General features: G+C 68.0%; 12 protein-coding genes. 11 read left to right on the top strand and 1 reads right to left on the bottom strand.

The window, feature by feature from the left end:
• Positions 1-16: 16 nt before the first annotated feature.
• The 10 genes from leuC (at position 17) to accD (ending at position 11897) form a co-directional block, all read left to right on the top strand.
• Positions 17-1438, top strand: a complete 1422-nt coding sequence (gene leuC, locus ACSFA2_RS07100; protein ID WP_435454608.1) for a 3-isopropylmalate dehydratase large subunit — start codon at positions 17-19, stop codon at positions 1436-1438.
• Positions 1439-1452: 14 nt separating this feature from the next.
• A complete protein-coding gene (gene leuD / locus ACSFA2_RS07095; protein ID WP_435454607.1) occupies positions 1453-2103 on the top strand; it encodes a 3-isopropylmalate dehydratase small subunit in 651 nt (216 codons plus the stop codon).
• A 37-nt stretch (positions 2104-2140) separates the two neighbouring features.
• A complete protein-coding gene (gene leuB, locus ACSFA2_RS07090; RefSeq protein ID WP_435454606.1) occupies positions 2141-3229 on the top strand; it encodes a 3-isopropylmalate dehydrogenase in 1089 nt (362 codons plus the stop codon).
• Positions 3230-3319: 90 nt separating this feature from the next.
• Complete coding sequence (asd, locus tag ACSFA2_RS07085; RefSeq protein WP_435454605.1) at positions 3320-4489, top strand: aspartate-semialdehyde dehydrogenase; 1170 nt, start codon at positions 3320-3322, stop codon at positions 4487-4489.
• Positions 4490-4669: 180 nt separating this feature from the next.
• A complete protein-coding gene (locus ACSFA2_RS07080; RefSeq protein WP_435454604.1) occupies positions 4670-7291 on the top strand; it encodes a FimV/HubP family polar landmark protein in 2622 nt (873 codons plus the stop codon).
• Between the two features lie 42 nt (positions 7292-7333).
• Entirely contained in the window at positions 7334-8155 is an 822-nt protein-coding gene (truA, locus tag ACSFA2_RS07075) for a tRNA pseudouridine(38-40) synthase TruA (protein ID WP_435454603.1), read from the top strand.
• The gene (locus tag ACSFA2_RS07070) at positions 8152-8838 is read left to right on the top strand and encodes a phosphoribosylanthranilate isomerase (RefSeq protein ID WP_435454602.1); all 687 of its coding nucleotides are present in this window, start codon (positions 8152-8154) and stop codon (positions 8836-8838) included. The genes truA and ACSFA2_RS07070 overlap by 4 nt, the downstream gene beginning before the upstream one ends.
• A gap of 53 nt (positions 8839-8891) precedes the next feature.
• Positions 8892-10160 (top strand): tryptophan synthase subunit beta, encoded by a 1269-nt coding sequence (trpB, locus tag ACSFA2_RS07065; RefSeq protein ID WP_435454601.1) that lies wholly within the window; start codon positions 8892-8894, stop codon positions 10158-10160.
• Positions 10157-11002 (top strand): tryptophan synthase subunit alpha, encoded by an 846-nt coding sequence (trpA, locus tag ACSFA2_RS07060; protein ID WP_435454600.1) that lies wholly within the window; start codon positions 10157-10159, stop codon positions 11000-11002. Before trpB ends, trpA begins: the two co-directional genes overlap by 4 nt.
• A 22-nt stretch (positions 11003-11024) precedes the next feature.
• Positions 11025-11897, top strand: coding sequence for an acetyl-CoA carboxylase, carboxyltransferase subunit beta (gene accD / locus ACSFA2_RS07055; RefSeq protein WP_435454599.1), 873 nt, complete (start codon positions 11025-11027; stop codon positions 11895-11897).
• A 3-nt stretch (positions 11898-11900) separates the two neighbouring features.
• Here the strand turns inward: accD and ACSFA2_RS07050 are convergent, their stop codons facing one another.
• Positions 11901-12461 carry a YggT family protein gene (locus ACSFA2_RS07050; RefSeq protein ID WP_435454598.1) on the bottom strand — a complete coding sequence of 187 codons (561 nt, stop codon included), beginning with the start codon at positions 12459-12461 and terminating at the stop codon, positions 11901-11903.
• Between the two features lie 141 nt (positions 12462-12602).
• Between ACSFA2_RS07050 and ACSFA2_RS07045 the strand changes: the two genes are divergently transcribed.
• Positions 12603-13247 (top strand): LON peptidase substrate-binding domain-containing protein, encoded by a 645-nt coding sequence (locus ACSFA2_RS07045; RefSeq protein WP_435454597.1) that lies wholly within the window; start codon positions 12603-12605, stop codon positions 13245-13247.
• Positions 13248-13339 lie beyond the last annotated feature (92 nt).

The following is a 13339-nucleotide window of genomic DNA, read 5'->3' as shown; positions in this document are numbered from 1 at the left end:
ACGAAAGAAGACAGTCATGGCACGCACGCTCTACGACAAGCTCTGGGACGAACACGTCGTCCACACCGAGGAAGACGGCACGTCGATCCTCTACATCGACCGGCACCTGGTGCACGAAGTGACCAGCCCGCAGGCCTTCGAAGGCCTGCGCGTGGCCGGCCGGAAGCTCTGGCGCATCAGCTCGGTGGTGGCCACCGCCGACCACAACACGCCGACCACCCACTGGGAGCTGGGCTACGACGGCATCACCGACCCGATCAGCAAGGAACAGATCACCACGCTCGACAGCAACATCGCCGAGTTCGGTGCCGCCGCCTTCTATCCGTTCCTCAGCAAGCGCCAGGGCATCGTGCACGTGATCGGCCCCGAATCGGGCGCGACGCTGCCGGGCATGACGGTGGTCTGCGGCGACTCGCACACCTCCACCCATGGCGCCTTCGGCGCGCTGGCGCACGGCATCGGCACCAGCGAGGTCGAGCACGTGATGGCCACGCAGACGCTGCTGGCCAAGAAGGCCAAGAACCTGCTGGTGAAGGTCGAGGGCAAGCTGCCGCTGGGCTGCACCGCCAAGGACATCGTGCTGGCCATCATCGGCCGCATCGGCACGGCAGGCGGCACCGGCTACACGATCGAGTTCGCCGGCTCGGCCATCCGCGACCTGAGCATGGAAGGTCGCATGACGGTCTGCAACATGGCGATCGAAGCCGGCGCGCGCGCGGGCCTCGTCGCGGTGGACGACAAGACCATCGCCTACGTCAAGGGCCGCCCCTTCGCGCCGACCGGCGTCGAGTGGGACCATGCCGTGAGCTACTGGAAGACGCTGCAGTCCGACCCGGGCGCGCACTTCGACCAGGTGGTCGAACTCGATGCGACGCAGATCCTGCCGCAGGTCACCTGGGGCACCTCACCCGAAATGGTGATGCCGATCGACGGCCGCGTGCCCGATCCGGACAAGGAAAAAGACGCCAACAAGCGCGGCGCCATCGAGCGCGCGCTGGTCTACATGGGTCTTGAGCCGAACAAACCGATGAACGACATCTTCATCGACAAGGTGTTCATCGGCTCCTGCACCAACAGCCGCATTGAAGACATGCGTGAAGCCGCCGCGATCGTGAAGAAGCTCGGCCAGAAGGTCGCGAAGAACGTCAAGCTCGCGATGGTCGTGCCGGGCTCGGGCCTGGTGAAGGAACAGGCCGAGCGCGAAGGCCTCGACGTGATCTTCAAGGCGGCGGGCTTCGAGTGGCGCGAACCGGGCTGCTCGATGTGCCTCGCGATGAACGCCGACCGGCTGGAGCCGGGCGAGCGCTGCGCCAGCACCAGCAACCGCAACTTCGAAGGCCGGCAAGGCGCCGGCGGCCGCACGCACCTCGTCAGCCCGGCCATGGCCGCCGCGGCCGCGGTGCACGGCCATTTCGTCGACGTCCGCCAATTCGCCTGAGCAGGAGACACACCATGCAGAAATTCACCGTACACAAGGGCCTCGTGGCGCCGATGGACCGCGAGAACGTCGACACTGACGCGATCATCCCCAAGCAGTTCCTGAAGTCGATCAAGAAGACCGGCTTCGGCCCCAACCTCTTCGACGAATGGCGCTACCTCGACCACGGCGAACCGGGGCAGGACCCGGCCAGCCGCAAGCCGAACCCGGACTTCGTGCTGAACCAGCCGCGTTACGCGGGCGCCTCGGTGCTGCTGGCGCGCAAGAATTTCGGCTGCGGTTCGTCGCGCGAGCACGCACCGTGGGCACTCGACCAGTTCGGCTTTCGCGCCATCATCGCGCCGAGCTACGCCGACATCTTCTTCAACAACAGCTTCAAGAACGGCCTGCTGCCAATCGTGCTGCCCGAGGCACAGGTGGCGCAGTTGTTCGACGAGACATTCGCCTTCCCGGGCTACACGCTCACGGTCGACCTGGAACGCCAGGTGGTCGTCAAGCCGGACGGCGCCGAACTCGCGTTCGACGTGCAGGCCTTCCGCAAGTACTGCCTGATCAACGGGCTCGACGACATCGGCCTGACGCTGCAGAAGAAGGACAAGATCAAGGCCTTCGAGGCCGAGCGCCTGGCCACCAAGCCGTGGCTGGCCAAGGCTTCGCTCGTTTGAGCGGCTAACGTTTCAACTCAACCAGAAAAATCAGTTCATGAAAATCGCAGTCCTCCCCGGCGATGGCATCGGCACCGAAATCGTCGCGGAAGCCATCCGCGTGCTCGACGCGCTCGAGCTCGACTTCGAAATGGAAACCGCCCTGGTCGGCGGCGCCGCCTACGACGCGCACGGCCATCCGCTGCCCGACGCCACGTTGAAGCTCGCCAAGGAAGCCGATGCGGTGCTGTTCGGCGCCGTCGGCGACTGGAAGTACGACAAGCTCGAGCGCCAGTTCCGCCCCGAGCAGGCCATCCTCGGCCTGCGCAAGAACCTGGGCCTGTTCGCCAACTTCCGCCCGGCCATCTGCTACGAAGAACTGGTGGACGCATCGAGCCTCAAGCCCGAACTGATCGCCGGCCTGGACATCCTGATCATTCGCGAACTGACCGGCGACATCTACTTCGGCCAGCCGCGCGGCCGGCGCACCGCCGTCGACGGGCACTTCCCCGGGGCCGAGGAAGCCTTCGACACGATGCGCTATTCGCGCCCCGAGGTCGAACGCATCGCCCGTGTGGCCTTCGAGGCCGCCCGCAAGCGCAGCAAGCGCGTGACCAGCGTCGACAAGGCCAACGTGCTGGAGACCTTCCAGTTCTGGAAGGACATCGTGACCGAGGTCGGCAAGGAGTACCCGGACGTCGCGCTCGACCACATGTACGTCGACAACGCCGCCATGCAACTGGTCAAGGAACCGAAGAAGTTCGACGTGGTGGTCACCGGCAACATGTTCGGCGACATCCTGTCGGACGAGGCGGCCATGCTGACCGGTTCGATCGGCATGCTCCCGTCGGCGTCGCTCAATTCCAGCAGCCAGGGCCTGTACGAACCGAGCCATGGCAGCGCGCCCGACATTGCTGGCAAGGGGGTTGCCAACCCATTGGCTACAATCCTGTCTGCTGCCATGATGCTCCGCTTCTCCCTCCAACAACCCGAAGCTGCCGACCGAATCGAGTCGGCGGTCAAGTCGGTGCTCGCCGCCGGGCTGCGCACCGGCGACATCTGGTCGGAAGGCACGAAGCGGGTCGGCACCCGCGAGATGGGCGACGCGGTCGTTGCAGCAATCACCAAAAAGACGATTACCGGCTAACCGCAGCCCGCTTCGTCACGCCCCTCCCCGGCTCGACGAGCCGGGCGCAAAGAGAAACCACTTTTTTCTTTCTTGATAGGGCACATGGAAATGGCGAACGCATCTCAACCTCTGGTCGGCCTCGTAGGCTGGCGCGGCATGGTCGGCTCGGTCCTGATGGACCGCATGCAGGCCGAAGGCGACTTCGGGCTCATCGAGCCGATGTTCTTCTCGACCTCCAACGCCGGCGGCAAGGCCCCGGCGATGGCCAAGAACGAGACGGCCCTGAAGGACGCGCACGACATCGACGCGCTCAAGAAGTGCGACATCGTCATCACCTGCCAGGGCGGCGACTACACGAGCGCGGTGTTTCCCAAGCTGCGGGCCGCCGGCTGGAACGGGCACTGGATCGACGCCGCCTCCACGCTGCGCATGAAGGACGACGCGATCATCGTGCTCGACCCGGTCAACCTGCCCGTCATCCAGAACGCCCTGACCAAGGGCGGCAAGAACTGGATCGGCGGCAACTGCACCGTGAGCTGCATGCTGATGGGCGTCGGCGCACTCTACAAGGCCGGCCTGGTCGAGTGGATGACCAGCATGACCTACCAGGCCGCGTCCGGCGGCGGCGCGCAGCACATGCGCGAGTTGCTGACGCAGTTCGGCACGCTCAACGCCGAAGTGCGCGCGCTGCTGGACGACCCGAAGTCGGCCATCCTCGAAATCGACCGCAAGGTGCTGCACAAGCAGCAAAACCTGTCGGCCAGCGAAACGGCGAACTTCGGCGCGCCGCTCGGCGGTTCGCTGATCCCCTGGATCGACAAGGACCTCGGGATCGGCAAGAACTCGGATGATGCCGAGTGGGGCATGTCCAAGGAAGAGTGGAAGGGCGGCGCCGAAACCAACAAGATCCTCGGCCAGGGGCCGGGCTTCGATGTTGCCCCGGTGCCGGTGGACGGTTTCTGCGTGCGCATCGGCGCGATGCGCTGCCACAGCCAGGCGCTGACCTTCAAGCTCAAGAAGAACGTGCCAATGGCGGACATCGAGGCCTTGATCGCGGCCGACAACGCCTGGGTCAAGGTCGTTCCCAATACGCGAGAGGCCACCGTCAAGGACCTGACGCCCGTCGCCGTGACCGGCACCATGAGCATCCCGGTCGGCCGGTTGCGCAAGCTGGCGATGGGCCCGGAGTACCTGGGCGCCTTCACCATCGGCGACCAGCTGCTGTGGGGCGCTGCGGAGCCGCTGCGTCGCATGTTGCGCATCCTGCTGGACGCGTAAAACGTCACACGAACGCCCAGAAATGGGCGCTCGTTGCTCTGTTGCAACGCGTAGACCATGCCGAAGTTGGCGCGCACTGGGGTGAACGGGCCTGTCGCCTTGTCAGTGCAGAACGATGGTGTTAACGTCCTCTTACACTTTGGGCCGCGGTGCCCCTCTTCCAGCATGACAAGACATCCGTTGCCTGCGGTCCGCGATTCGGCCACCCGCCTGAACCCGACGTCACGTGGTCGTGCCCGGCTCTCATTGCTCAGCGCGGCGATCGTCCTGGGACTGGGGTCGGCCCTCATCGATGCCCACGCGCTGTCGCTGGGCCGCATGAATGTGCAGTCCGCCATCGGCGAACCCCTGCGCGCCGAGATTGAAATCGCTGAAATGAGCGCCGCCGAGGCCGATGGCCTGCGCGTCAACATCGCCTCGCAGGACGCCTTCCGCGCGGCCGGCGTGCCCTACAACGCGGCCCTGTCCGACGTGCGCAGCGCGCTGCAGCGCCGCGCCGACGGCCGCTACGTCGTCCGGCTGACGAGCAATCGCTCGGTGTCCGACCCGTTCATCGATCTGCTGCTCGAAGCCACCTGGAACACGGGCCGCATCGTTCGCGACTACACGGTGCTGCTCGACCCGCCGGCCAGCCGTTCGACCGCCACCGCCGCCGCGCCGGCTCCCGTGTCGCCGCAGATCAGCATCGGCACCGGTTCCGCCTCGATTCCGCCACCGTCGGCTCGCCGCCCCACGCGTCCGGCGATCGCCGCCGTGCCTCCCCCCGCCGAAGCACCCGCGGTGCGGACCGCGGAGGGCAGCGGTGCGGGCCAGCAGGTCACCGTGCAGCCCGGCGACACCGCCAGCAAGATTGCGGGCGCCTACAAGCCCGCCGATGTCTCGCTCGATCAGATGCTGGTCGCGATGCTGCGCGCCAATCCCAATGCCTTCATCGGCGGCAACATGAACCGCATGAAGGCCGGCGCGGTGCTCGACCTGCCCGACGCGTCGCAAGCCGCCGCCACGCCAGCGCCCGAGGCCCGCCGCACGGTGGTCGCCCAGAGCCGGGACTTCGGCGACTACCGCCGCCGGCTGGCCGACAACGCACCGACCTCGGCCGTGGTCCCCGCCGACCGCCAGAGTTCGGGCCGACTGGAGGCCAATGTCGAGGACCGCAGCAAGGCGGCCGCGGCACCGGACAAGCTCACCATCGCGCAGGCCCGCGCCGCCGACGACAAGCTGGCCCAGGCGCGCCAGGCGCAGGAAAGCAGCGCCCGCGTGGCCGAGCTGTCCAAGAACATCAGCGACCTGAACAAGCTGCAGTCGGCTGGCGCCACCGCGTCGGCTCCGGCAGGCGCCGCCCCGGCCGCGCCTGCGTCGGCCAGTGCGCCGGTCGCACCGGCTGCCGTGCCGTCCACCACCACGCCGACAGCCGCAGCGCCGGCGGCACCTGCCGCGTCCAGTGCAGCACCGACGGTGGTCGCACCGGCCGCCGCCACGGCTGCGCTGACACCGCCGCCAGCGCCGGCACCTGCTCCCGACGCAGCACCGAAGCCCCCCACCAAGCCGGCTGCGCCACCGCCGCCCCCGGAATCCAGCTTCCTGGACGACCTGCTCGACAACCCGCTGATGCTCGGCGGCGGCGCGCTCATCCTGCTGCTCCTCGGCTTCCTCGGCTACAAGGCGGTCAAGCGCCGCCGCCAGGACGCCGGCGACAGCGTCTTCCTGGAAAGCCGCCTGCCCAAGGACTCGTTCTTCGCTGCCAGCGGCGGGGAATCGGTCGACACCAAGAACCGCTCGGTCGTCTCGTCGCTGTCGTACTCGCCCAGCCAGCTGGATGCCGGCGATGTCGATCCGGTGGCCGAGGCCGACGTGTACCTGGCCTACGGGCGCGACCTCCAGGCCGAAGAGATCCTGCGGGAAGCGCTGCGTATCAACCCCGAGCGCATCGCCATCCACCTCAAGCTGCTCGAAATCCACGCCAAGCGGCGCGACCTCCGTGCCTACGAGGCACTCGCGTCCGACGTGCACAAGCTGACCGGCGGCCAGGGCAACGACTGGAACCGCGTGGTGGAGATGGGCAAGGAGCTCGACCCGGGCAACCCGCTGTACGAAGCGGGTGTGCGCCCGGTCGGTGGCGACAGCGTTCCGCCGGCAGCGGCTGCCGTTGCCGTGGCAGCGGCTGCCGCTGTGGTCGCGGCGCCACCGCCGGCCGCCCCGGTCGCCGCGCCGCCGCCCGCCTTCGTCCCGTCGGTGGCCCCGCTCGACTTCGACCTCGACCTGAGCCGACCATCGCCCCTGGACACGACGACGACCATGCCGGCGCCGATCACCGAACCGGCCCCCGTGAGCGCCAGCCTGCCTCCGATCCAGGCGCCTGCGCCGGAACGCTTCGCGGCAACCTCCCGCGACACGCTGCGCGACATGTCGCCGATGAGCCCGCAGGCGGACTTCGACACCGATTTCAACACCGCCCCCGCCGCGCTGGAGATGCCCGGCATGTCGCGTTCGATGGGCACCGAGGAACACACGCAGCCAGCGACGCTGCGTGCGGGCCTGCCCAGCGATTCCGGCTTCATCGAGTTCGACATGAGCGCGCTCGCGGGCCTGAACCAGCGCGAGTCCAACGACACCGAGCCGGGACAGCTCGAGCCGCTGGACGAAGCCAATGACAACCCGCACGCGATCAAGCTGTCGCTGGCGCGCGAACTGCAGGCCCTGGGCGACACCGAAGGCGCGCGCTCGCTGGTCGAGGAAGTCGAAGCCGAAAGCTCCGGCGACCTGAAGGTTCAGGCCAAGCAACTGCTGGCGCAACTGGCCTGAGAGGCTGACACGACGCATGCGCCGGCGGCCTGTTCGACCCACGTGAGGCTGGCCCTCGGCGTTCGCTACAACGGCCAGGCCTACCAGGGCTGGCAGAGCCAGCTGTCCGGTCAGACCGTGCAGGACAAGCTGGAAGCGGCCCTGGGCCGCTTTGCCGATCGCCCCATTTCCACGCTGTGCGCCGGCCGTACCGACGCCGGCGTGCACGGCCTGATGCAGGTGGTGCACTTCGACACCGACATCGAACGCACGCCCTTTTCCTGGGTGCGCGGCACCAACCGCTACCTGCCGGACGACATCGCGATCCAGTGGGCCCACCCGGTGCCCGACGCCTTCCACTGCCGGGCCAGCGCGGTGGCGCGCCGCTATCTCTACGTGCTGTCGCAGTCGCCGGTGCGACCCAGCCTCGATGCGGGTCGTGTCGGGTGGTCGATGCGATCGCTGGACGGTGCGGCCATGCGCAACGCCGCCGCCCAATTGATCGGCGAGCACGACTTCACATCGTTCCGCGCGTCGGCCTGCCAGGCGAGGTCGCCGGTCAAGACGATGCGCCGCATCACGGTCACGCAAAAGGACGTCGCCCCCGACGGCGAGCGCTGCCAGTGGCACTTCGAGTTCGAGGCCGACGCCTTCCTGCACCACATGATCCGCAACCTCATGGGCTGCCTGGTGCGCATCGGGCACGGCGACGAGCGGCCCGAATGGATCGCCGAAGTGCTCGCGGCGCGCAGCCGCAAGGTGGCGGCGCCGACCTTCTCGCCGGCCGGGCTCTACTTCGTCGGCCCCCTGTACGACGCGGCCTGGGGGCTCCCCGCCGAGGCGACCCTGGGCGCCAGCGGCGCTGCGTATGATGGCCCGCCATGACCGCGCCGACAGCTGCCCGAACCCGCATCAAGATCTGCGGCCTCACGCGTGAGGCCGACGTGGATGCGGCGGTCGACGCGGGCGCCGACGCCGTGGGCTTCGTGCTCTATCCGGCCAGCCCGCGGGCCGTGACCGCGCAGCGCGCGGCGACGCTCGCCGCGCGCCTGCCGCCCTTCGTCACGCCGGTGCTGCTTTTCGTGAACGAAGCGCCGGAGCAGGTGATGGGGGCGCTGGCCGCCGTGCCCGGCGCGATGGCCCAGTTCCACGGTGACGAGACCCCTGCGCAGTGCCGTGAAGCCAGTGGCCACGGAACGTACCGTTACATGCGCGCGGCCCGGATTCCGCTGGGCGCGGCGGGGGCGGACTTCGACCTCGTAAAATACGCTTCCGATTTCTCCCACGCCCAGGCCATCCTGCTCGACGCCCATGTCGACGGGTTCGGCGGTGGCGGCAAGGCATTCGATTGGTCACTTCTTCCAACCGCCGTCGACGCTCACCTCGTCTTGAGTGGTGGACTCACACCTGCAAACGTGGCCGATGGCATTCGCCAGCTCCGGCCGCGATGCCCATCGCTGGCCGTTGATGTGAGTTCCGGCGTCGAGGCCTCCAAAGGCATCAAAGACGCCGGAAAGATCCGCGATTTCATCGCTGCCGTGCGCGCAGCCGACCTCGCACCCCTTTGACCGGCCGCACCGTCTCTTTGTCGACGGGCGCGGCCCCATCGATCGAGAGAACCATGCAAAGCAGCTATCAACAACCCGACGCCGCCGGCCATTTCGGCCCCTACGGCGGCACGTTCGCGAGCGAAACGCTCACCCACGCCATCGCCGAACTGCGCGAGGCGTATGCGAAGTTCAAGGATGACCCGGCCTTCCTCGCGGAATTCCATTACGAGCTCAAGCACTTCGTCGGCCGGCCCTCGCCGGTCTACCACGCGGCGCGCACCAGCCGCGAGATGGGCGGTGCGCAGATCTACCTGAAGCGCGAGGACCTGAACCACACCGGTGCCCACAAGATCAACAACGTGATCGGCCAGGCCATGCTCGCCAAGCGCATGGGCAAGCCGCGCGTGATCGCCGAGACCGGCGCGGGCCAGCACGGCGTGGCGACCGCCACCATCTGCGCCCGCTACGGCCTCGAATGTGTGGTCTACATGGGCAGCATGGACGTCAAGCGCCAGAGCCCCAACGTCTATCGCATGAACCTGCTGGGCGCCACCGTGGTGCCGGTCGAGTCGGGCAGCAAGACGCTGAAGGACGCGCTCAACGAGGCGATGCGCGACTGGGTCACCAACGTCGAGAACACGTTCTACATCATCGGCACCGTGGCCGGCCCGCACCCCTACCCGATGATGGTGCGCGACTTCCAGAGCGTGATCGGCACGGAATGCATCGAACAAATGCCGGCCATGCTGGCCGACGACGGCATCGCGAACCGGCAGCCCGACGTGGTCGTCGCCTGCGTCGGCGGCGGCAGCAACGCGATGGGCATCTTCCACCCGTACATCCCCTTCGAGGGCACCCGCCTGATCGGCGTCGAGGCAGCCGGCGAAGGCCTGGACAGCGGCAAGCACTCGGCCTCGATCCTGCGCGGCAGCGCGGGCGTGCTGCACGGCAACCGCACCTACCTGCTGCAGAACGAAGACGGCCAGGTGACCGAGACGCACAGCATCAGCGCCGGGCTGGACTACCCCGGCGTCGGCCCGGAGCACGCCCACCTGGCGGACATCGGCCGCGCCGAGTACGTCGGCATCACCGATACCGAAGCGTTGGAGGCCTTCCACTACCTGTGCCGCACCGAAGGCATCATCCCGGCGCTCGAGTCGAGCCATGCAGTCGCTTATGCGATGAAGCTGGCGAAGACGATGCGGCCGGACCAGTCGATCCTGGTGAACCTCTCCGGGCGTGGCGACAAGGACATCGGCACCGTTGCCGACCTTTCAGGGGTCGACTTCTACGACCGGCCGTCGATGCGCGGCCTGAGCGTGAAGGGAGGCAAGGCATGAGCCGCATCGCCGCCGCCTTCGAGGCGCTTCAGAAAGACGGGCGCAAGGCGCTCATTCCCTACGTCACGGCCGGCTTCCCCTACGCCGACATCACGCCCGACCTGATGCACGGCATGGTCACCGCCGGCGCCGATGTCATCGAGCTCGGCGTGCCTTTCTCCGACCCGATGGCCGACGGCCCGGTGATCCAGAAGGCCGGCGAAGCCGCGCTGGCGCTGGGCATCGGCACGAAGCAGGTGTTGGCGATGGTGGCCGCCTTCCGTGAGAAGGACGAGCGCACGCCGGTCGTGCTGATGGGCTACGCCAACCCGGTCGAGCGCTACGACGGCGTGCACGGCAAGGGCAGTTTCATCCGCGACGCGGCAACTGCCGGCGTGGACGGCCTGCTCGTCGTCGACTACCCGCCCGAGGAATGCGAGGACTTCGCCACCGACCTGCGCGCCGCCGGCATCGACCTGATCTTCCTGCTGGCCCCGACCAGCACGGACGAGCGCATGGCGCAGGTCGGCCGCATCGCGACGGGCTATGTGTACTACGTGTCGCTCAAGGGCGTGACGGGCGCCGGCCACCTGGACACCGAAGCGGTCGGCCGCATGATCCCGCGCATCCGCGAGCACGTGAGCGTGCCGGTGGGCGTGGGCTTCGGCATCCGCGACGCGCGCACGGCGCAGGCGGTCGGCTCGGCGGCCGATGCGGTCGTCATCGGCACCAAGATCATTCAGCTGATCGACGGCCAGCCGCGCGACAAGGTGGTGCCGCTGGTCGCCGAATTCCTGGCCGAGATCCGCCAGGCGCTCGACGCGCTGCCGGCCGCCACCGCCAAGAACGCGTCTGGTCGATAATCCGCGCTCTCCAGGAGATTCCATGAGCTGGCTAGAAAAACTGCTTCCCCCGAAAATCGAGCAGACCGACCCGAGCGAGCGCCGTCAGGTGCCCGAAGGTCTCTGGATCAAATGCCCGAGCTGCGAGACGGTGCTCTACAAGACCGATCTCGAGCACAACCAGAACGTCTGCCCGAGCTGCGCCCACCACCACCGCATCGGTGCGCGTGCGCGTCTCGACGCCTTCCTCGACGCCGAAGGCCGCTACGAACTCGGCCAGGAAGTGCTGCCGGTCGACGCCCTGAAGTTCAAGGACAGCCGCAAGTACCCCGAACGGCTCAAGGAAGCGCTGGAGAACACCGGCGAGACCGATGCCCTCATCGTCATGGGCGGCTCGGTGCACAGCATCAGCGTGGTGGTCGCCTGCTTCGAGTTCGAGTTCATGGGCGGCAGCATGGGCAGCGTGGTCGGCGAGCGCTTCGTGCGCGGCGTCGAAACCGCCATCGAGCAGAAGGTGCCCTTCATCTGCTTCACCGCCACCGGCGGTGCGCGCATGCAGGAAGGCCTGCTGTCGCTGATGCAGATGGCCAAGACCAACGCCGCACTCACCCGGCTCGCGAAGAAGGGCCTGCCCTACATCAGCGTGCTGACCGACCCGACCATGGGCGGCGTGAGCGCCGGCTTCGCCTTCCTGGGCGACGTGGTGATCGCCGAACCCAAGGCGCTGATCGGCTTCGCCGGCCCGCGCGTGATCGAGTCAACGGTGCGCGTGACGCTGCCCGAGGGCTTCCAGCGCTCGGAGTTCCTGCAGACCAAGGGCGCGATCGACTTCATCAGCGACCGACGTGCACTGCGCAAGACCATCGCCAGTACCTTGGCGATGCTCCTTCGTCAGCCCGCCGACGCAGTAAGCTGAGGCTCAGGCGCGCAGCGACCAGACGGCGCCCATCAGGCTGCCGAGTGCGATCGCGACGACCTGCAGCAGCACGATGGCGGCGAGCGGCGACAGGTCGACGCCGCCGACCAGCGGAATGATGCGGCGCAGCGGCCGCACGATGGGTTCGGCCAGGCGCGACACCAGGTCGAGCAGCATCGACGACGCGCCCGGCACCCACGACAACACCGCATAGACCACCAGCAAGGCCGTCAGGCCCGAGACGGCCAGCTGCACCAGCCCGACCAGCGACACCAGCGGCAGGATCGCCATGCGGCCCAGACTGCCGATCAACAGCGCCAGCAGCACGAACTTCGCGAGCACCAGCAGCCAGGCGGCGATCAGGCTGGCCAGATCCCAGCGCTTGACCGAGGGCACGATGCGTCGCAGCGGCATCACGATCCAGTCGCTCACGGCGAAGACGAAGCGGCCCAGCGGGTTGCCGAAGGGCACGCGGTGGTACTGCATGTACAGCCGCAGCAGGCAGGCGCCGCCCAGGAGGCCGACGATGACGTCGAGCAGGAAGGAAGGGATCTGATAAAGCATGGCGCGCAGACGGCGTGAAAGGAAGGCGATGATAGTCAGGCGCCGGCGGCGCGACCGTGTCTGGCGCAAGACGCCAAGGGTTTCTGCGCCCGCGATGATCTGCTACGGTGGATGGCTGAGAGACACCTGCCCTCCGCCACCATGCCGACGCCCCTCCCCTCGCCACTGCCGCTGTTCCCGCTGGGTTCGGTGCTTTTCCCCGACGGCTACCTGCCGCTGCGCATCTTCGAGGTGCGCTACCTCGACCTCATCGGGCGCTGCCACAAGCTCGGCCTGCCCTTCGGCGTGGTCAGCCTGACCCAGGGCGCCGAGGTGCGCGTGGCCGGTGCGGGCGCGGAACGCTTCGCTGCGGTCGGCACCGTCGCGACCATCCGCAGCTTCGAGGCGCCGCAGTCCGGCCTGATGCAGATCGAATGCATCGGCACCCAGCGCTTCCGGGTGCGCAGCAGCGAACTGCAGAAGCACGGGCTGTGGACGGCCGAGGTCGAGGCGATCGCGGACGACGTGGCCGTCGAGGTCCCCGCCGACCTGCAGCCCGCCGCCGACGCGCTGCGCCGGCTGGTCGAGACCCTCGAGGAGCGCCGCCGGATGGAGCGGCAGGAAGACCTGCACCTGCCCATGGCCGAGCCCTACCGTTTCGCCGACTGCGGCTGGGTCGCGAACCGCTGGTGCGAACTGTTGCCGATGCAGTCCGAACTCAAGCAGCGGCTGATGGAACTCGACAGCCCGCTCATGCGGCTCGAACTGGTGAGCGACCTGCTCGCGCGCAACGGCATCGCGCGCTGAGCGGGGCACATCGCATCCTGCCCGCTTTGGAGGAGGGGCCGGTTAAAATGGCAGGTTTTGCGCGGCACCGCCCGTGCCATCCAGCCTGCTTC

Origin of the sequence: Variovorax cryoconiti (genome assembly GCF_051216395.1) — a bacterium.
Lineage (GTDB): Bacteria > Pseudomonadota > Gammaproteobacteria > Burkholderiales > Burkholderiaceae_C > Variovorax.
The sequence above is the reverse complement of the archived record's forward strand: the minus strand, read 5'-3'. Positions and strand labels throughout refer to the sequence as shown.

Bases quoted from the DNA above. Each gene is read 5' to 3' on its own strand.
- leuC (WP_435454608.1), top strand. From the start codon at position 17: ATGGCACGCACGCTCTACGACAAGCTCTGGGACGAACACGTCGTCCAC.
- leuD (WP_435454607.1), top strand. From the start codon at position 1,453: ATGCAGAAATTCACCGTACACAAGGGCCTCGTGGCGCCGATGGACCGC.
- leuB (WP_435454606.1), top strand. From the start codon at position 2,141: ATGAAAATCGCAGTCCTCCCCGGCGATGGCATCGGCACCGAAATCGTC.
- asd (WP_435454605.1), top strand. From the start codon at position 3,320: ATGGCGAACGCATCTCAACCTCTGGTCGGCCTCGTAGGCTGGCGCGGC.
- ACSFA2_RS07070 (WP_435454602.1), top strand. From the start codon at position 8,152: ATGACCGCGCCGACAGCTGCCCGAACCCGCATCAAGATCTGCGGCCTC.
- trpB (WP_435454601.1), top strand. From the start codon at position 8,892: ATGCAAAGCAGCTATCAACAACCCGACGCCGCCGGCCATTTCGGCCCC.
- trpA (WP_435454600.1), top strand. From the start codon at position 10,157: ATGAGCCGCATCGCCGCCGCCTTCGAGGCGCTTCAGAAAGACGGGCGC.
- accD (WP_435454599.1), top strand. From the start codon at position 11,025: ATGAGCTGGCTAGAAAAACTGCTTCCCCCGAAAATCGAGCAGACCGAC.
- ACSFA2_RS07050 (WP_435454598.1), bottom strand. From the start codon at position 12,461: ATGCTTTATCAGATCCCTTCCTTCCTGCTCGACGTCATCGTCGGCCTC.
- ACSFA2_RS07045 (WP_435454597.1), top strand. From the start codon at position 12,603: ATGCCGACGCCCCTCCCCTCGCCACTGCCGCTGTTCCCGCTGGGTTCG.